This window comes from Frigidibacter sp. MR17.14, from assembly GCF_037095735.1.
Lineage (GTDB): Bacteria > Pseudomonadota > Alphaproteobacteria > Rhodobacterales > Rhodobacteraceae > Frigidibacter.
Window position 1 is genome coordinate 622865 of sequence record NZ_JBAWKD010000001.1, and the last position, 17209, is coordinate 640073.

At 70.2% G+C, this 17209-nt stretch carries 22 protein-coding genes; 10 read left to right on the top strand and 12 right to left on the bottom strand.

Going from position 1 to position 17209, the window contains the following annotated elements:
• Positions 1 to 2 precede the first annotated feature (2 nt).
• The 5 genes from V8J36_RS03010 to rnhA all read left to right on the top strand — a co-directional run bounded on the left by V8J36_RS03010 (position 3) and on the right by rnhA (position 2604).
• Positions 3 to 419 carry an HPr kinase/phosphorylase gene (locus V8J36_RS03010; protein WP_336465761.1) on the top strand — a complete coding sequence of 139 codons (417 nt, stop codon included), beginning with the start codon at positions 3 to 5 and terminating at the stop codon, positions 417 to 419.
• 29 nt (positions 420 to 448) lie between these two features.
• Positions 449 to 1354, top strand: coding sequence for an RNase adapter RapZ (gene rapZ, locus V8J36_RS03015; RefSeq protein WP_336465762.1), 906 nt, complete (start codon positions 449 to 451; stop codon positions 1352 to 1354).
• Positions 1355 to 1367: 13 nt separating this feature from the next.
• On the top strand, positions 1368 to 1775 hold the full coding sequence (locus V8J36_RS03020; protein WP_336465763.1) for a PTS sugar transporter subunit IIA: 408 nt from the start codon (positions 1368 to 1370) through the stop codon (positions 1773 to 1775).
• 31 nt (positions 1776 to 1806) lie between these two features.
• On the top strand, positions 1807 to 2073 hold the full coding sequence (locus tag V8J36_RS03025) for an HPr family phosphocarrier protein (RefSeq protein ID WP_336465764.1): 267 nt from the start codon (positions 1807 to 1809) through the stop codon (positions 2071 to 2073).
• A 63-nt stretch (positions 2074 to 2136) separates the two neighbouring features.
• Entirely contained in the window at positions 2137 to 2604 is a 468-nt protein-coding gene (gene rnhA, locus V8J36_RS03030) for a ribonuclease HI (protein ID WP_336465765.1), read from the top strand.
• A 12-nt stretch (positions 2605 to 2616) separates the two neighbouring features.
• On the opposite strand, the gene V8J36_RS03035 is transcribed toward rnhA, so the two are convergent.
• The 5 genes from V8J36_RS03035 to def (V8J36_RS03055) all read right to left on the bottom strand — a co-directional run bounded on the left by V8J36_RS03035 (position 2617) and on the right by def (V8J36_RS03055) (position 5430).
• Positions 2617 to 2943, bottom strand: coding sequence for a hypothetical protein (locus V8J36_RS03035; RefSeq protein ID WP_336465766.1), 327 nt, complete (start codon positions 2941 to 2943; stop codon positions 2617 to 2619).
• Between the two features lie 78 nt (positions 2944 to 3021).
• Positions 3022 to 3918, bottom strand: coding sequence for a methionyl-tRNA formyltransferase (gene fmt / locus V8J36_RS03040; protein ID WP_336465767.1), 897 nt, complete (start codon positions 3916 to 3918; stop codon positions 3022 to 3024).
• On the bottom strand, positions 3918 to 4415 hold the full coding sequence (def, locus tag V8J36_RS03045) for a peptide deformylase (protein ID WP_336465768.1): 498 nt from the start codon (positions 4413 to 4415) through the stop codon (positions 3918 to 3920). Before def (V8J36_RS03045) ends, fmt begins: the two co-directional genes overlap by 1 nt.
• On the bottom strand, positions 4412 to 4909 hold the full coding sequence (def, locus tag V8J36_RS03050) for a peptide deformylase (RefSeq protein WP_336465769.1): 498 nt from the start codon (positions 4907 to 4909) through the stop codon (positions 4412 to 4414). The genes def (V8J36_RS03045) and def (V8J36_RS03050) overlap by 4 nt, the downstream gene beginning before the upstream one ends.
• Positions 4909 to 5430, bottom strand: a complete 522-nt coding sequence (def, locus tag V8J36_RS03055) for a peptide deformylase (RefSeq protein ID WP_336466178.1) — start codon at positions 5428 to 5430, stop codon at positions 4909 to 4911. Before def (V8J36_RS03055) ends, def (V8J36_RS03050) begins: the two co-directional genes overlap by 1 nt.
• 88 nt (positions 5431 to 5518) lie before the next feature.
• Here def (V8J36_RS03055) and V8J36_RS03060 point away from each other — a divergent pair, with 88 nt between their 5' ends.
• On the top strand, positions 5519 to 6703 hold the full coding sequence (locus V8J36_RS03060) for a MalY/PatB family protein (protein ID WP_336465770.1): 1185 nt from the start codon (positions 5519 to 5521) through the stop codon (positions 6701 to 6703).
• Here V8J36_RS03060 and V8J36_RS03065 read toward each other — a convergent pair.
• The gene (locus V8J36_RS03065; protein ID WP_336465771.1) at positions 6697 to 7056 is read right to left on the bottom strand and encodes a hypothetical protein; all 360 of its coding nucleotides are present in this window, start codon (positions 7054 to 7056) and stop codon (positions 6697 to 6699) included. The genes V8J36_RS03060 and V8J36_RS03065 overlap by 7 nt on opposite strands.
• 187 nt (positions 7057 to 7243) lie before the next feature.
• Here V8J36_RS03065 and V8J36_RS03070 point away from each other — a divergent pair, with 187 nt between their 5' ends.
• The 3 genes from V8J36_RS03070 (at position 7244) to V8J36_RS03080 (ending at position 10111) form a co-directional block, all read left to right on the top strand.
• Positions 7244 to 8227 carry a glutathione S-transferase family protein gene (locus tag V8J36_RS03070; RefSeq protein WP_336465772.1) on the top strand — a complete coding sequence of 328 codons (984 nt, stop codon included), beginning with the start codon at positions 7244 to 7246 and terminating at the stop codon, positions 8225 to 8227.
• Between the two features lie 98 nt (positions 8228 to 8325).
• Positions 8326 to 9498 carry a lytic murein transglycosylase gene (locus V8J36_RS03075; protein WP_336465773.1) on the top strand — a complete coding sequence of 391 codons (1173 nt, stop codon included), beginning with the start codon at positions 8326 to 8328 and terminating at the stop codon, positions 9496 to 9498.
• Position 9499: 1 nt separating this feature from the next.
• Entirely contained in the window at positions 9500 to 10111 is a 612-nt protein-coding gene (locus V8J36_RS03080; RefSeq protein ID WP_336465774.1) for an MOSC domain-containing protein, read from the top strand.
• 48 nt (positions 10112 to 10159) lie between these two features.
• Here V8J36_RS03080 and V8J36_RS03085 read toward each other — a convergent pair whose 3' ends face one another.
• Genes V8J36_RS03085 through V8J36_RS03110 form a run of 6 tightly spaced genes read right to left on the bottom strand, consistent with a single transcriptional unit; the run spans position 10160 to position 15717 of the window.
• Positions 10160 to 10876 (bottom strand): LrgB family protein, encoded by a 717-nt coding sequence (locus V8J36_RS03085; RefSeq protein WP_336465775.1) that lies wholly within the window; start codon positions 10874 to 10876, stop codon positions 10160 to 10162.
• Positions 10873 to 11256 (bottom strand): CidA/LrgA family protein, encoded by a 384-nt coding sequence (locus V8J36_RS03090; protein WP_336465776.1) that lies wholly within the window; start codon positions 11254 to 11256, stop codon positions 10873 to 10875. The genes V8J36_RS03085 and V8J36_RS03090 overlap by 4 nt, the downstream gene beginning before the upstream one ends.
• 58 nt (positions 11257 to 11314) lie before the next feature.
• Positions 11315 to 11923, bottom strand: a complete 609-nt coding sequence (gene plsY, locus V8J36_RS03095) for a glycerol-3-phosphate 1-O-acyltransferase PlsY (protein ID WP_336466179.1) — start codon at positions 11921 to 11923, stop codon at positions 11315 to 11317.
• A complete protein-coding gene (gene pyrC / locus V8J36_RS03100) occupies positions 11923 to 13197 on the bottom strand; it encodes a dihydroorotase (protein WP_336465777.1) in 1275 nt (424 codons plus the stop codon). Before pyrC ends, plsY begins: the two co-directional genes overlap by 1 nt.
• 7 nt (positions 13198 to 13204) lie before the next feature.
• Positions 13205 to 14755 (bottom strand): DNA recombination protein RmuC, encoded by a 1551-nt coding sequence (gene rmuC, locus V8J36_RS03105; RefSeq protein ID WP_336465778.1) that lies wholly within the window; start codon positions 14753 to 14755, stop codon positions 13205 to 13207.
• Positions 14755 to 15717: an aspartate carbamoyltransferase catalytic subunit gene (locus V8J36_RS03110; protein WP_336465779.1), complete on the bottom strand. Its 963-nt coding sequence runs from the start codon at positions 15715 to 15717 to the stop codon at positions 14755 to 14757. Before V8J36_RS03110 ends, rmuC begins: the two co-directional genes overlap by 1 nt.
• Positions 15718 to 16034: 317 nt before the next feature.
• On the opposite strand from V8J36_RS03110, the gene V8J36_RS03115 reads away from it, so the two are divergent.
• Positions 16035 to 17186, top strand: a complete 1152-nt coding sequence (locus V8J36_RS03115) for a DSD1 family PLP-dependent enzyme (RefSeq protein WP_336466180.1) — start codon at positions 16035 to 16037, stop codon at positions 17184 to 17186.
• Positions 17187 to 17209 lie beyond the last annotated feature (23 nt).

The following is a 17209-nucleotide window of genomic DNA, read 5'->3' on the forward strand; positions in this document are numbered from 1 at the left end:
GCTTGCGCGAGATCCTGCATGCCACCACCGTCGCCCTGCAGGGCCGCGGCCTCTTGATCCTCGGGCCCTCGGGCAGCGGCAAGTCCGCGCTCGGGCTGTGGATGATGGCCCATGGCGCCCGGCTGGTGGCCGACGACCGCACCGAGCTGACCGCCACCGCCACCACCCTGACCGCCCGCTGCCCGCCCGCGATCCTCGGCCGGATCGAGGCGCGCGGCGTTGGCATCCTGCGGGCCGAAACAGCGGGCGCGGTCGCGGTGGTGCTGGCGGTCGACCTCGGGCTGGCGGAACCCGACCGCCTGCCGCCCCGCCGCACAAAGACGTTTCTCGGCCATGAAATCGCCCTTGTGCAGGGCAAGGATGCCCCGCATCTTGGCCCGGCCCTGCTTCAGTGGCTCCGCGCGGGCCGCACCGACTGACTCCCTCCCCGGGGCGCGACCGAGACGCCATGACCGACCAGCCAGATCCCGCGGATCAGCCCGCCCAGCGCATGGTGCTCGTCACCGGACCTTCGGGTGCCGGCCGCTCGACCGCGATCCATGTGCTCGAGGATCTGGGCTACGAGCCGATCGACAACCTGCCGCTCAGTCTCGTGCCGCGCCTTGTCGACGGCCCCGCCCTCGCCCGCCCGATTGCGCTCGGGATCGACGTGCGCAACCGCGACTTCTCGGCCGCGGCGCTGATCGAGGCCATCGACCGCATGACCCGCGAACCCGCGGTCGAGGTCGAGGTGCTGTATCTCGACTGCGCCCCCGAAGAGCTGATGCGCCGCTACAACGAGACGCGCCGCCGCCACCCGCTGGGCCCGACCGATCCGGGCGAGGGCATCGCGCGCGAGATCGACCTGCTGGCCCCGATCCGCGCCCGCGCCGACGTGCTGATCGACACCACCGATCTCAGCGTCCACGACCTGAAGGCCGAGGTGCAGCGCTGGTTCGACACGCTCGGCCCCGACCGGATCGGTGTCTCGGTGCAGAGCTTCAGCTACAAGCGCGGCGTGCCCCGCGGGCTCGACATCATGTTCGACTGTCGCTTTCTGCGAAATCCGCACTGGGAGCCGGCGCTGCGCCCGCTCGACGGCCGCGACGCCGCGGTTGTCGATTATGTGACCGCCGATCCACGGTTTGATGACTTCTTTGCAAAGGTATTGGATCTTGTCCTGATGGTGCTTCCTGCCCATCTGGAAGAGGGAAAGGCCCATCTGACCATCGGTCTGGGGTGTACCGGAGGGCAACACCGCTCGGTCGCTCTGACCGAAAAGCTCGCCGCTGCGCTTGCACAGGCCGGGTGGCAGGTGTCTAAAAGACACAGGGAACTGGAGCGCCGGGCATCCGCCGGCGCGGGAAACCGTTGAAGGTAGGCAGGGCGTGATCGGTATCGTGATCGTCGCACATGGTGGTCTGGCGCGGGAATATCTCTCGGCCGTCGAGCATGTGGTGGGCAAGCAGACCGGGATTCGTGCGATCTCCATCGAGGAGGACCACGACCGGGCAGGCAAGCAGGCCGAGATCTGCGCCGCGGCGGACGCCGTGGACGAGGGATCGGGCGTGGTCGTGGTGACCGACATGTTCGGGGGCTCTCCCTCGAACCTGAGCCTCATGGCCTGCGCACCGCGCAACCGCCAGATCGTCTATGGCGCGAATCTGCCGATGCTGATCAAGCTGGCGAAGTCGCGCAACCTGTCGGTCGGCGAGGCCGTGGCCTCGGCGCTGGACGCGGGCCGCAAATACATCAACTGCTACCAGGCCGGGGAATTCGGCCGCACCGGCACCTGACCCCTTCACATCTGACGCCCCGGGAGGACAGGTGCGCAAGACCCTCAAGATCGTCAACGAGAAGGGCCTTCACGCCCGCGCCTCGGCCAAGTTCGTCGAAGTCGTGGAAAAGCACGATGCCCGCGCCACCGTCAGCCATCAGGGCATGGACGTGTCGGGCGACTCGATCATGGGCCTGCTGATGCTGGCCGCCTCGAAGGGCTGCGCGATCGAGGTCGAGACCTCGGGGCTCGAGGCCGAAAAGCTGTCCTCCGCACTGGAAGCGCTTGTCGCCGACCGCTTCGGCGAGCCGTTCTGACCCCGAATTGACCTGACCGCCCCAAGCGCCTAGACCCTGCGGACCATCACGACCGGAGGCCCCATGGTCCAGCTCTTCGCCTATACCGACGGCGCCTGTTCCGGCAATCCCGGCCCCGGCGGCTGGGGGGCGCTGCTTCTGGCGCGCGAGGACGGCAAGGTGGTGCGCGAGCGCACCCTGTCGGGGGGCGAGCCCGACACCACCAACAACCGGATGGAACTGCTGGCCGCGATCTCGGCGCTCGAAGCGCTGGCGCGGCCGACGACGATCACCGTGATCACCGACTCGGCCTATGTGAAGAACGGCGTCACCGGCTGGATCCACGGCTGGAAGCGCAAGGGCTGGCGGACGGCGGACGGCAAGCCGGTGAAGAACGTCGATCTCTGGCAGCGGCTGGACGAGGCGGCGGCGCGCCACAACGTGACCTGGGAATGGATCAAGGGCCATGCCGGCCATCCCGAGAACGAACGCGCCGACGAGCTGGCCCGCGGCGGGATGGCGCCCTTCAAGCCGCAGAAGGCGAAGGGTTAGACACTCGGGAGTTCAGGGGCGCATCGGCGGGGGCGCAAGCGCCCGGTCCGGCAATGCCGTGGCCGGGACAGCCGCAGCGGGCGTGGCCAGTGCCGGGACAGCGGCTCCGGCGGCGGCTCCGGCGACGGCTCCGGCGGCGGCGGGCAGGACATCGGCAAGCTCGGCCGGCGTGCCCTGACCGTCCATCGCCTTGGCCAGCACCAGCAGGCCCGCGACGACCACGGCCCAGCCGCCCGGGCGCATCAGCAGCCAGACGCCGATCTTCGCGAATCGCATGACAAGGAACAGCGTGCCTGCGCCGCCGAGGGTCCAGAGGAATTGGGTGAAACCGAACGGCATCGCAGGTCCGAAACGCCCCGGGGGAGTCGGGACCCAGGCATCATCGCGGCGCCGCGCGGCAGCCGCAAGCCTCGTCGCTCAATCCAGACGTGCGGGCAGCGTCAATCCGCGCAGCACCTCGGCCGCGGGCATCGGCCGCTTGCCCTCGCGCTGCGCCTCGAGCACCTCGATCGCCCCCGCGCCGCAGGCCACGGTGAAGCCCGGGCCGGTCGCCCCCGGCGCCCCCTGCCCTGCGCCCAGCCGCGAGCGCAGGATCTTCACCCGCTCGCCCGCGATCTCGCACCAGGCCCCCGGGAAGGGCGACAACCCGCGGATCTGGCGGTCGACCTCGACCGCGGGCCGCGCCCAGTCGATCCGCGCCTCGGCCTTGTCGATCTTCGCGGCATAGGTCACGCCGGCCTCGGGCTGGACCTCGGGCACCAGCCCCGGCAGCCCCGCCAGCGCGTCCAAGATCATCCGCGCGCCCAGGCCCGAGAGCCGGTCATGCAGGTCGCCCGTGGTCTCCTCGGCCCCGATCTCCAGCGCCTCGCGCATCAGCACCGGGCCGGTGTCGAGCCCCGCCTCCATCTGCATAATGCAGATCCCGGTCTGGGCATCGCCCGCCATGATCGCGCGGTGGATCGGCGCGGCCCCGCGCCAGCGCGGCAGAAGCGAGGCATGGATGTTCACGCAGCCGTGCCGCGGCGCGTCCAGCACCGCCCGCGGCAGGATCAGCCCATAGGCCACCACCACCGCCACATCGGCGTCCAGCGCGGCGAAGTCGGCCTGCGCCTCGGCGCCCTTCAGCGACACCGGGTGGCGCACCGGCAGGCCCAGTGCCTCGGCCTTCGCCTGCACCGGCGAGGGGCGGTCCTTCTTGCCCCGGCCCGCCGGGCGCGGCGGCTGGCTGTAGACGCAGATGACCTCGTGCGCGGCCGCCAATGCCTCGAGCACCGGGACCGAGAACTCCGGCGTGCCCATGAACACCACGCGCATCAGCGGGCCAGCTTCTGGCTCTTCGCCACCAGCATCTTGCGACGCAGGGGCGAGAGGTGGTCGACGAAGACCTTGCCGTTCAGGTGGTCGATCTGGTGCTGCACGCTCGTGGCCCAGAGGCCCACGAAATCGCGTTCCTCGATCTCGCCGGTCTCGTTCAGGAAGCGCACCGTCACCGCCCGCGGCCGCTCGATCAGCGCCGAGACGCCGGGCAGGTTCGGGCTGGCCTCTTCATACTTGCGGAACTGGATCGAGGCATGCAGCACCTCGGGGTTCGCCATCTTCACCGCTTGCCCCCGCTTGTCCGAGGCATCGACGACGGCCAGCCGCAGCATGATCCCGATCTGCGGCGCGGCGAGGCCCACGCCCGGCATCGCGTCCATGGTCTCGACCATGTCGTCCCAGATCATCCGCACCGTCTCGGTCACTGTCTCGACCGGCTCGGCCGGGGTGCGCAGGCGCTTGTCGGGATAGGGCACGAAGGGGCGAACGGTCATCGGCGATCTTCCAGTTGGGCCAGCGCCACGGCGCGGTCGGCAGGGTCGGCACGGTCAAGATGCAGGATCCCGTCGAGATGGTCGCGCTCGTGTTGGATGCAGGTCGCCGCAAAACCCTCGAAGGCTTCCTCATGCGGGGCGCCGTCCAGATCCTGCCAGCGCAGCACCAGCCGGTCGGGCCGCGTCACCGGCACCGACAGACCCGGCACGGACAGGCAGCCTTCCTCGCGCATCACCGCGCCCTCGGCAGACAGGATCTCGGGGTTCAGCATGACCCGCGGGTCGGGCGCGCCCTCTTTCCAGCCGCAGTCCATCACGAAGATCCGGACCATCGCCCCGACCTGCGGGCCGGCAAGCCCGCGGCCCGGCGCGTCATACATCGTCTCGAGCATGTCCGCGGCCAGCGCCGCGATCTCGGGACCGAAGCCGGTCACCTCGGCCGCGCGGGCCGACAGCCGCGGATCGGGCCAGAGGACAAGGGGCAGGACCGCCATCAGCCCCGCGCCAGTTCGCGCTTCAGCTTTTCCATCTTGCGGGTGATCATCTGGCGCTTCAGCGCGCCGAGGTAATCGATGAACAGCCGCCCGTTCAGATGGTCGATCTCGTGCTGCACGCAGGTGGCCCAGAGCCCCTCGAACCGCTCGGAATGGTTCTTGCCGTCGAGCCCGAGCCAGCTGACCTCGACCTCGGCCGGACGGGTGACGGAACCGTATTGCTCGGGGATCGACAGGCAGCCTTCCTCGTAGCTGTTCAGCCCTTCCGAGGACCAGGTGATCTCGGGGTTGATCAGCACCATCGGCCGCGGCGTCTCGGACGCCTCCTTGACGCAGTCCATCACCAGCATCCGCTTGGTCACGCCGACCTGCGGCGCCGCCAGCCCGATGCCGGGCGCGTCATACATCGTCTCGAGCATGTCGTCGGCCAGCGCCCGGATCGTGTCGTCGATCGACGGGACAGGGTCGCAGACCTTCTTGAGGCGCGGGTCGGGATGGATAAGGATGGCGCGGCGTGTCATGTCCCGGATGTAGGCCAAGCCCGGTTTCTCCGCAACGCCCCTTCAGGGGCGGCACGCCGCAGATCAGACCCCGAAAGGACCGCTTTCCATGAGCCTTGACGCACGCTTCGACGAGATCATCGACCGCAAGGGCACCCACTGCTCGAAATGGGACATGATGGAGAAGGTCTATGGCGTCTCGCCCGAGGACGGGATCGCGATGTGGGTCGCCGACATGGACTTCCGGCCTCCGGCCTCGGTGCAGGCCGCGGTCGAGAAGATGGCCGGCCACGGCGTCTACGGCTATTTCGGCGACGACCGCGCCTACAAGGACGCGATCCGCTGGTGGATGCAGTCGCGCCACGGCTGGCCGGTCGAACCCGAGTGGATCTTCACGACCCACGGTCTCGTCAACGGCACCGCGCTGGCGGTCGAGGCCTTCACCGCCCCGGGCGATGCCGTGGTGCTGATGACGCCGGTCTACCACGCCTTCGCCCGCGTCATCAAAGGCGCCGGGCGCAGCGTCACCGAATGCCCGCTGGGGGTCGAGGACGGGTGCTACGTCATGGATTTCGACGGCTGGGAAGCCCGGCTGACCGGGCGCGAGAAGATGCTGATCCTGTGCTCGCCGCACAACCCCGGCGGCCGGGTCTGGTCGGTGGACGAGCTGCGCGCGGTCGCCGACTTCTGCGCCGCCCATGACCTGATCCTCGTGTCGGACGAGATCCACCACGACCTCGTCATGCCCGGCCAGTCGCACACCGTGATGCCGCTGGCCGCGCCCGAGGCGCAGGGCCGGCTGGTGATGCTGACCGCCGCGACCAAGACCTTCAACATTGCCGGCGCCCATATCGGCAACGTCATCATCGCCGACCCCGCCCTGCGCGAAAAGTTCGCCGCGAAGATGAACGCGCTCGGCATCTCGCCCAACAGCTTCGGCATGCACATGGTCACCGCCGCCTACTCGCCCGAGGGCGCGGCCTGGGTCGACGAACTGACCGCCTATCTCGACGGGAATCGGCGGATCTTCGACGCCGGGATCAACGCGATCCCCGGCCTGCGCTCGATGTCGCTGGAAGCCACCTACCTCGCCTGGGTCGATTTCTCGGGCACCGGCATGTCGACCGAGGACTACACCGCCCGCGTCGAGAAGGATGCGAAGATCGCCGTCAACCACGGCGCCACCTTCGGCCTCGGGGGCGAAAGCTACCTGCGCTTCAACCTCGCCACCCCGCGCCCGGTGGTCGAGCGCGCGGTCGAGCGGATGAAGGCGGCCTTCGCCGACCTTCAGTAACGGGGCAGCAGTCCGGCCGGCGCATCGTCCGGCCGGACGAAATCGACCGGCGGGCGGTCGGCGGCCGGGGTCGCCGATTTCACCGTGCAGATCAGCTCGTTCTCCTCGACGGCCGAGGCGACGATCAGGCAATGCATCAGGTGGCGCGACCCGTCGTAAAGATCGACGAGCCCGCGCAGATGGCCGACGCGGGCCGCATCCAGCGCGAATCCGTCGTCCCAGCGGCGCAGCACCGGCAGGCTCATCGCCCCGGTCTGCACCCGAAGCCGCGACTTGCGCGCCCGCCCGCGACGCTGCGCGGCCTGTGCCGCGGCCAGCTCGTTGCGCAGCTCTGCCGGAAACACTTCGAACATCACGCGCACCTCCCGAATGGCTCACGATCCAGTGTGGCGCAAAACGGCCTGCATTCAAGGGCTTCCGCGGCATAATTTCCCGCCGCGGCGCAGCACTGTGCGCCTGCGCGCGGTCCCTGCGCTCTGACAGGGGTATGCGCATCGCCCGCGCCGCCCTAGCTCCTGCCCCAGCAGCAAGGAGATCGGCATGGGCCAGCTCATCGACGGCCAGTGGTCCTCGGAATGGTATGACACCCGCTCGACCGGCGGGGCGTTCCAGCGCAGCACCGCGAAGTTCCGCAACTGGATCACCGCCGACGGCGCCCCCGGCCCCTCGGGCGAGGGTGGCTTCAAGGCCGAGCCCGGGCGCTACCACCTTTATGTCTCGCTCGCCTGTCCCTGGGCGCATCGCACGCTGATCTTCCGCGCGCTGAAGGGGCTCGAAGGGCTGATCGACGTCTCGGTCGTGCATCCCGACATGCTGGACGAGGGCTGGACCTTCGCCACCGACTTCCCGGCGACGACCGGCGACCGCCAGTTCGGCCTGCCCTTCCTGCGCGACATCTACACGCGGGCCGAGCCGCTGGTCTCGGGCCGGGTCACCGTGCCGATCCTGTGGGACCGCGCGCAGGGCACCATCGTGTCGAACGAAAGCGCCGAGATCATCCGGATGTTCAACCAGGCGTTCGACGGGCTGACCGGCAACACCGCCGACTACTGGCCGGAAGCCCTGCGTCCCGAGATCGAGGCGGTCAACGCCCGCGTCTACGACACCGTCAACAACGGCGTCTACAAGGCGGGCTTCGCCACCCAGCAGGGCCCCTATGACAACGCCGTGCACGCGCTCTTCGACAGTCTCGACTGGCTGGAAGAGCGGCTGTCGCGCCAGCGCTGGCTGGTGGGCAGGCAGATGACCGAAGCCGACGTGCGGCTCTTCACGACGCTGGTGCGCTTCGATGCGGTCTATCACCTGCACTTCAAGTGCAACCGCCGGCGGATCATCGACTACCCGGCGCTCTGGGCCTATACCCGCGACATCTACCAGACGCCGGGCGTGGCCGGGACGGTGAACCTCGACCACATCGTGCGTCACTACCACTACAGCCACGACACCATCAATCCACACCGGATCATCCCGATCAACCCGGTGCTGGACTTCGACGCGCCCCACGACCGCGCCGCGCTGGGCTGACGAAGCCCGCGGCAGGGGTGAGGGTCGGGGTGCGGGTTTCTTCGGCCCGCCCCCTCAAGCCCGTTGCCGCGCGCGGGGCGCGGCGCTAGCGTCCGGCCATGCGCGCCCTTCTGACCGCCCTCGCGATCCTTGCCTGCCTGCCCGCCGCCGCCCGTGCCTGCGGCGAGCCCTGGCCCGACTTCGTCGCGGCCCTCACCGATCAGGCGGTGGCCGAGGGCGCCAGCCCGCAAGAGGCGCAGGCCTTCTTCCGCAGCGCCCGGCAGGATCCCAAAGTGCTGCGCGCCGACCGGGCGCAGGGCGTCTTCCAGAAAAGCTTCACCGACTTCTCGCGCGCGGTGATCAGCCGCGACCGGCTGACCCGCGGCCGCCAGATGGCCGAAACCCATGCCGCGCTCTTCGACCGGATCGAGCGCGAGACCGGCGTGCCGCGCGGCGTGCTTCTTGCCTTCTGGGCGCTCGAGACCGACTTCGGGCAGGTGCAGGGCGACTTCAACACCCGCGATGCGCTGATGACGCTGGCCCATGACTGCCGCCGGCCGGACCTGTTCCGCCCGCAGGTGCTGGCCGCAGTGGCGCTCTACCGCCGCGGCGATTTCGACCCCGCGCGCACCACCGGCGCCTGGGCAGGCGAGATCGGGCAGGTGCAGATGCTGCCCGCCGACATCCTCGCCCATGGCAAGGACGGCGATGCCGACGGACACATCCGGCTGAAGACCTCGTCGGCGGATGCGCTGGTTTCGGCGGCGGCGAAGCTGTCGGACATCGGCTGGCGCCCGGGCGAGCCCTGGCTGCAGGAGGTGATCCTGCCGGAGAAGCTCGACTGGTCGAAGACCGGGCTCGAGCAGGCGCTGCCGGTCGAGGACTGGGCGAAGATGGGCGTGCGGCCGCGCGAAGGCATGCTCGCGCGCGAGCTGTCCGGCGCGATCCTGCTGCCGATGGGACGTCAGGGGCCGGCGTTCCTCGCCTATCCGAACTTCCGGGTGCTGTTCCACTGGAACCAGAGCTTCGTCTACGTCACCACCGCCGCCTATTTCGCCACCCGGCTGGAAGGGTCCGAGGCGTTCGAGACCGGCACTCCCGAACCGGGCCTCGGCCCGTCCGAGATGCGCCGCCTGCAGGAACGGCTGACGGTGCTGGGCCATGACGTCGGCACCGCCGACGGCATCCTCGGCGCGCGGACCCGGGCGGCGGTGCAGAAGGAACAGAAGCGCCTCGGCCTGCCTGCCGATGCCTGGCCCACCCCCGCGCTGCTCGCGGCATTGACGCATTGAAATGACAGACCAGACCCAGCCCCCCGCCCCCATGGATACCCCCGCCAATGCCACGGCTGCCGAGCTTGACGCGGCCCTGCCCCACATCCTCGCCGCGCCCAAGGACGCCGCGGTGGTCGAGCAGCTGTGCTTCCGCCCCGGCTTCAACAAGCGGACCTTCCCCGAGGCGCTGGAGTTCACCCCCGACCGCGGCGTGACCACCTCGGCGGGCGAGACCGAACGCTGGCTGGCCGCCCCCTGGATGAAGCTGGAAGACGGCAGCCCGGACTTGCGGATCCAGGTCTCGATCCTGCCGCGGCGGGTGATGGATGCCGTCTGGCGCGACCGCGCCGGCACGCCGCATCCGGGCGACACGATCATCGCCGATCTCGACACGTCCGAGGCGAACCTGCCGGTGGGCAGCCTGCTTGAGGTCGGCGCGGCGCTGCTGCGGGTGACCGATGTGTTCAACGACGGCTGCGTGAAATGGAAGGTGCGCTACGGCCAGCCCGCGAAGGACTGGATCACTGCCCCCGGCCACCCGGCGCTGCGTCTGCGCGGGATCCTGTGCGAGATCGTCGAGGGTGGCACGGTGCGCACCGGCGACGCGATCCGCAAGCGCGCCGCCGATTGATCGGCCAGCCCGATCGGACGCGCCGGATCGATCGGCGCGGCCGATGGTTCACTGGAAGAGGTGCAGCACCAGCGGCGCGATGATCCCGGTCAGCACGGCGTTCAGCGCCATGCCGATCCCGGCGAAGGCGCCGGCGGTCTCGTTGACCTGCAGCGCCCGCGCAGTGCCCACGCCATGCGCCGCGACCCCGGTCGCGAAGCCCCGCGCCCGCCAGTCACGCAGGCCCAGCGCGTTCAGCATCGGCGTCACGCAGATCGCGCCGATGATCCCGGTCAGCAGCACCAGCGCCGCGGTCAGCGTGGGTTCGCCCCCCAGCCGTTCCGAGATCCCGATGGCGACCGGCGCTGTCGCGGATTTCGGCGCGAGCGAGGCCAGCACGTTGCCGCGCACCCCCAGCGCATAGGCCACCGCCAGCGCCGAGGCGACCGCCGTCACCGAGCCCGCCAGCAGCCCCGCGATCATCGGCAATGCCGCGCGGCGGACATGACCGAGGTTGGTGTACAGCGGCAGCGCCAGACAGACCGTCGCCGGGCCCAGCAGGAAGTGCACGAACTGCGCGCCCTCGAAATAGGTGCGGTAGGGCGTGCCCGTCGCCAGCAGCACCGAGCCCACGATCAGGATCGAGACCATCACCGGGTTCGACCAGGGCGCCCGCCCCGTGGCGCGGAAGCACCAATCGGCGATCAGGTAGGCGGTCAGCGTCACCGCCAGCCAGACCAGCGGGCCTTGGGTCAGATAGGACCAGATCTGCGCGGCCTCGATCATTTCTGCCGCTCCGCGCCTTCGGGGGGACGGTTGCCGGTGGCCCGCGCCACAAGCTCGAACACCACCGCCCCGACCGCGATCGCGAGCAGGGTCGAGACGACCAGCGCCGCGCCCAGCGCCAGCCCCTGATCGCGCAGCACGTCAAGCTGGCTGACGATGCCGACGCCCGCCGGCACGAACAGCAGCGACAGATGCCCCAGCAGCACCTGCGCCACGGGGCGCACCAGCTCCAGCAGCCGGGGGCTTGCGACGAATCCCGCGGCCAGCGCGACCATGCCGATCACCGGCCCGGGAATCGGCAGATGGGCAAGGCGCGACAGCACCTCGCCGCCCAGCTGGAAGAGGAAGATGGTGAGGATCGCGGCCAGTAGCGGCGGCATGGTCAGGCTCCGTGTCGGGACCATCCGGGCGTCCTCCCCAGCGCCCGGGACGGCGGGGTCAGGTCTTCTTGCCGATCCGGGGCTCGGTCCCGGCCAGCAGGCGCTTGATGTTGGGAAGATGGCGGTACCAGACCAGCGCCGCCAGCGCGAGCACCAGCGCCACCATGTCACCGCGCCCCAGCCCCACGGCGACCGGCGCCGCCAGAGCCGAGGCGACCAGCGCCGAGAGCGACGAGATCCGGCCGATCAGCGCGGTCAGCAGCCAGAGCGCGCAGGCGGCCAGCCCGACGGGCCAGGCCAGCGCCAGCATGGTGCCAAGGAAGGTTGCGACGCCCTTGCCGCCCTTGAAGCCCAGCCAGACCGGGAAGCAGTGGCCAAGGAAGGCCGCAAGCCCCGCAAGCTGTGCGGCATCCTCGCCCACCAGCCAGCGCGCCAGCAGCACCGCGATCGCGCCCTTGCCGGAATCGAGGATCAGGGTCAGAAGCGCCGCCGGCTTGTTGCCGGTGCGCAGCACGTTGGTCGCGCCGATGTTGCCAGAGCCGATCTGGCGCAGGTCGCCCAGACCGAAAAGCCGGGTGATCACCAGCCCGAAGGCCACCGAGCCAAGCCCGTAGGCAAGGACCGCGGTCAGCAGCAGCGACAGGGGCGCAGAGGTGATCTCGGGCATCATTTCGCCTCCGCGCCGAAGACTTGGCGGCCGGCGACGAAGGTGGCGATGACCCGCCCCTCCATCCGCTCGCCGTCGAAGGGCGTGTTCTTCGATTTCGACTTCAGCGTGAAGCGGTCGAGCACGAAGGGCGCGTCGGGGTCGAACAGCACGAGGTCGGCGGGCGCGCCCTCGGCCAGCCGGCCCTGCGGCAGGCCCAGCCGTTTCGCAGGGTTGAGCGCCATCGCGCGGAACAGCTGCGGCAGGTCGATCATCCCGGCATGGTAAAGCCGCATCGCCGCCGGCAGGAAGGTTTCCAGCGCCACCGCGCCGCTTGCCGCCTCTTCATAGGGCAGGCGCTTCGATTCCTCGTCCTGCGGCGTGTGCATCGAGCTGATGATGTCGATCAGGCCCGAGGCCACCGCCTCGACCACCGCGATCCGGTCATCCTCGCTGCGCAGCGGCGGCTTCACCTTGAAGAAGGTGCGGTAGTCGCCAACGTCCAGATCGTTCAGCGTCAGGTGGTGGATCGACACGCCCGCGGTCACATCGAGCCCGTTCTTCTTGGCGCGTTCCAGCGCCGGCAGGCTGCGCGCGCAGGTGATCTGGTCGGCGTGGTAGCGCACGCCGGTCATCTCGACCAGGGCCATGTCGCGGTCGAAGGCCATCCGCTCGGCCATCGGAGAGACGCCCGGCAGGCCGCGAAGCGAGGCGAACTTTCCGCTGGTCACCGCCGCGCCCGCCGACAGGCCCGGATCCTGCGGATGCGCGATCACCAGCGCGCCGAGCGAGCGGGCATAGGTGAAGGCGCGGCTCAGCACCTTGGTGTTCTCGACCACATGGTCGCAATCGGTGAAGGCAACGGCGCCGGCGTCCAGCAGGAAGCCGATCTCGGTCATCTCGCGGCCCTCGCGGCCCTTCGTCAGCGCCGCCATGTGGCGGACGCGGACCGGCGAGGCCTCGGTGGCGCGGCGGGTGACGAATTCCAGCATCTCGGGGCTGTCGAGCGCGGGCGTGGTGTCGGGGCGCACGATCATCGTGGTGACGCCCCCCGCCGCGGCCGAGAGACCCGCCGAGCGGAAGCTTTCCTTGTGGCGCTCGCCCGGCTCGCCGATCTTCACGCCGATGTCGACGATCCCCGGCGCCAGGCACTTGCCGCGGGCGTCGATGACCTCTGCCCCCTCGGGCGCCTCGGCACCGATCGCGGTAATCAGGCCGTTCTCCAGCGTGACCGAGCCGTCGCGGATCGTCAGCGCCTCGGGGTCGATCAGGCGGGCATTTGCAATGTGGATCATCGGGGCCTCACTCGGCGGGGCGGTCGTTGGCGGCGGGCAGGCTTTCAAGGCCCGTGCCGGCGTCGTCGTCGAGGGCCGGCAGGTCCTCGGGCTCGAACTCGGTCTTCAGCTGTTTCGAGGCGCGGGCGCCCAGGCGCTTGAGCATGTCGACCTGCGCCAGCACGTTGCCGTTGCCGCGGCTGAGCCGGTCGAGCGCGGTGCCATAGGCGGTCTGGGCACTGGTCAGCGCGCCGCCGACCTTCTCCATCGCCTCGGTGAAGCCCGCGACCTTGTCGTAGAGAAGCCCCGCGCGCTTGGCGATCTCTTCGGCGTTGCGGTTGCGCCGGTCGATGGTCCAGAAGCTGGCGACGGTGCGCAGCGCCATCATCAGCGTCGTGGGCGTCGCGATGGTCACGTTGCGGTCCATCGCGTATTGGGTCAGGTCGCCCGCCTCGCGCAGGGCCTCGGAGAGCGCGCCCTCGATCGGGACGAACATCACCACGTAATCGACGGTGACATCGGCGTAATGCTGGTAGTTCTTCGAGCCCAGCGTGTCGATGTGCCGGCGCAGGGCCACGACATGGCGGCGGCGGGCGGCCAGCGCCTCGTCCTCGCTCTCGGCATTCACCGCGGCCTCGTAGTCGATCAGCGAGACCTTCGAGTCGACCACCAGCGCCGAGCCATTCGGCATGTTGACGATCACGTCCGAGCGCACGCGCCCGCCCTCGTCGGTGCCGTGGCTGGTCTGGGTCAGGTATTCCTCGCCCTTGCGCAGGCCCGAGCGGTCCAGAAGCGACTCGAGGATCATCTCGCCCCAGGCGCCCTGCCGCTGCTTGTCACCCTTCAGCGCGCGCGTCAGCGCCGTGGCCTCTTTCGAGACCTCTTCCGAGCGTTTGGTCAGCGCCTCGATCTCGGTCTTCAGCGCCTGGCGGTCGCGCAGCGCGCCCTCGTGCACCGCCCGAAGCTCGGTCTGGAACAGGGTGACGTGTTCCTTCAGCGGGTTCAGCGCCTGTTCCAGCCGCTCGCGGCTGGCCTTGGTCAGTTCCTCGTTCGAGGCCTTCAGGCTCGCGTCCGCCAGTTCCTTGAAGCTGCGCGCCATCTCGTCGCGCATCTGTGTGACCAACTGGATCTTCTCATCCGCCGCGCGGCGTTCCTCGCCGGTTTGGGCGATCAGCGCGGCCAGCTTGCGCTCGGAACTCGCATAGCGGTCGGCGGCGTCGTTCAGCCGCTTCTCCTGCTCGCGGCGCAGCGCATCGGTCAGCGCCTTGGCCTCGGCCAGCGCGGCCTCGCCCGCGCCGATGCGCCGGCGCGCCTCGTCCAGATCCGCGGCGCGACGGGCCTCGGCCCCGGCGCGCTCGACCGCCTCGGTCTGCGCGCGGGCCTCGTTCCGGGCCGGCTGCTCGGCCAGCCGGTCGGCCTCGGCTCGGGCGGCGGCCAGCGCGGCCCCGCGCCGCCAGACCGCCAGACCCAGCGTCAGCGCCAGCAGCAGCAGCAGCGCCGCGGCCAGCGCGACCCAGGGCGCCCAGAGCGGCGCGCCCGCATCGAGCGGGCCCAGCGCGGCGGTCAGCCCGTCCAGCATCAGACCATCACCCCGGCGGCCGCGCGGCCGCGTTCCGACCGCAGGTTGCGCGCCAGCAGGTCCATGCAGGCCATGCGCACCGCGACGCCCATCTCGACCTGTTCCTGGATGACCGAGCGGTTGATGTCGTCGGCGATGGTGCCGTCGATCTCGACCCCGCGGTTCATCGGGCCGGGGTGCATGACGATCGCGTCTTCTTTCGCATGCGAAAGCTTTTCGGCATCCAGCCCGTAGCGGTGGAAATACTCGCGCTCCGAGGGGATGAAGCCGCCGTCCATCCGCTCTTTCTGCAGGCGCAGCATCATCACCACATCGGCGCCCTTCAAGCCTTCGGTCATGTCGTCATAGACCTCGCAGCCGAATTCGGCCACGCCTGCGGGCATCAGCGTCGGCGGCGCCACCAGCCGCACCCGGTTCTCCATCTTGCCCAGCAGGATCAGGTTCGACCGCGCCACGCGGCTGTGCGCCACGTCGCCGCAGATCGCCACGGTCAGCCGCTGGATCCGGCCCTTGGCGCGGCGGATCGTCAGCGCGTCCAGCAGCGCCTGCGTCGGATGCTCGTGCTTGCCGTCGCCCGCGTTCAGCACCGCGCAATTGACCTTCGAGGCCAGCAGGTTCACCGCCCCCGACGCGCCATGGCGCACCACCAGCAGGTCCGGGTGCATCGCGTTCAGCGTCAGCGCGGTGTCGATCAGCGTCTCGCCCTTCTTCACCGAGGACGAGGCCATCGACATGTTCATCACATCCGCGCCCAGCCGCTTGCCGGCCAGCTCGAAACTCGACTGCGTGCGGGTCGAATTCTCGAAGAACATGTTGATCTGGGTCATCCCCGCCAGCACGTCGGTGCGCTTCACCGTGCGGCGGTTCAGCTCGACATACTGGTCGGCGAGGTCGAGAACGGTGACGATCTCGTCGGGGGCCAGATGCTCGATGCCAAGAAGGTGGCGCGCGCGAAAGGACATGGTCTACCCCCGGGTCAGCGATTTCCCGCGCTTATCGCAAACGTGCCCCCCATCGGCAAGACCGCCCCGCCCCTCCGCTTTCGGCTTGGCCCAAATACTCCGGGGGAGCCCGGAACGGGCGGGGGCAGAGCCCCCTCTTCCTGCCCCGCTTTCGCATTGGTCCAAATATCCCGGGGGTGAGGGCCGCAAGGCCCGAGGGGGCAGCGCCCCCTCCCCCGCCGGGCAGCGCCCCCTCACCCCGCCGGGCAGCCACCCTTGCCTCCCGGGCCCGACCGGACCACAACTGTCGCGCGCTCCCCGGAAGGCCCCAGATGACCATGACCGCTCCCGAACCCGGCTTCGACATCCCCGCCCGCCCCGGCGATCCGGTCTCGGCCGTCGCCACACCGGCGCTGGTGATCGACCTCGACGCCTTCGAGGCGAACCTCGCGCGGATGGCAGACCACGCCGCGCGGCTGGGCGTGCGGCTGCGCGCCCATGCCAAGACCCACAAATCCGCCGACATCGCCCAGGCGCAGGTGCAAAGCGGTGCGACAGGCATCTGCTGCCAGAAGGTGTCCGAGGCGCTGGCCCTGATCCGCGGCGGCGTCCGCGACGTGCTGATCGCGAACGAGGTCGTGGCCCCCCGCGCCATCGCGCTCTTGATGCGCGCCGCGAGCCGCGCCCGGGTCGCGGTCTGCGCCGATCACCCGGCCAATGTCGCGGCGCTGTCTGCGGCGGTGATGGCGGCGCGGGCCGAGGGGGCCGAGGCACTGACGCTCGAGGTCTTGGTCGAGGTCGACACCGGCGCCGGGCGCTGCGGCGTGGCGCCGGGTGCCGAGGCGGTGACCCTCGCGCAGGCGATCCACGACGCGCCGGGGCTGCGGCTTGGCGGGATACAGGCCTATCACGGCAACGCCCAGCACATCTACGACCCGGCCGAGCGGGCGCGGGTGCTCGACGCCTCGATCCGGGCGGCGGCGGCGACGCGCGACGCGCTTCTGGCCGCGGGCCTGCCCTGCCCGCGGGTGACCGGCGCCGGCACCGGCAGCTTCGCGATCGAGGCCGCCTCGGGCGTCTATACCGAGATCCAGGCCGGCAGCTACGTGTTCATGGATGCCGATTACGCCCGCGTCGCCGATCCCGAGGGCGGCGTCACCGGCGGCTTCGAACAGGCGCTTTTCGTGCTGGCGACGGTGATGAGCACGCCGGTCCCCGGCCGGGCGGTCTGCGATGCCGGGCTGAAGGCGCTGGCGGTCGACTCGGGCCTGCCGCTGGTCGCCGCACCCGCCGGCGTCACCTACCGCGGCGCCTCGGACGAACATGGCACGCTCGACGATCCCGACGGCGTGCTTGCGCTTGGCGATCAGGTCCGTCTGATCCCGGGGCATTGCGACCCCACCTGCAACCTGCACGACTGGTACGTCTGCATCCGCCGCGGCAAGGTCGAGGCGCTCTGGCCCGTCACCGCGCGCGGCAAGCTGTTCTGATTTTGCCTGCCCCGGAGTCCCCC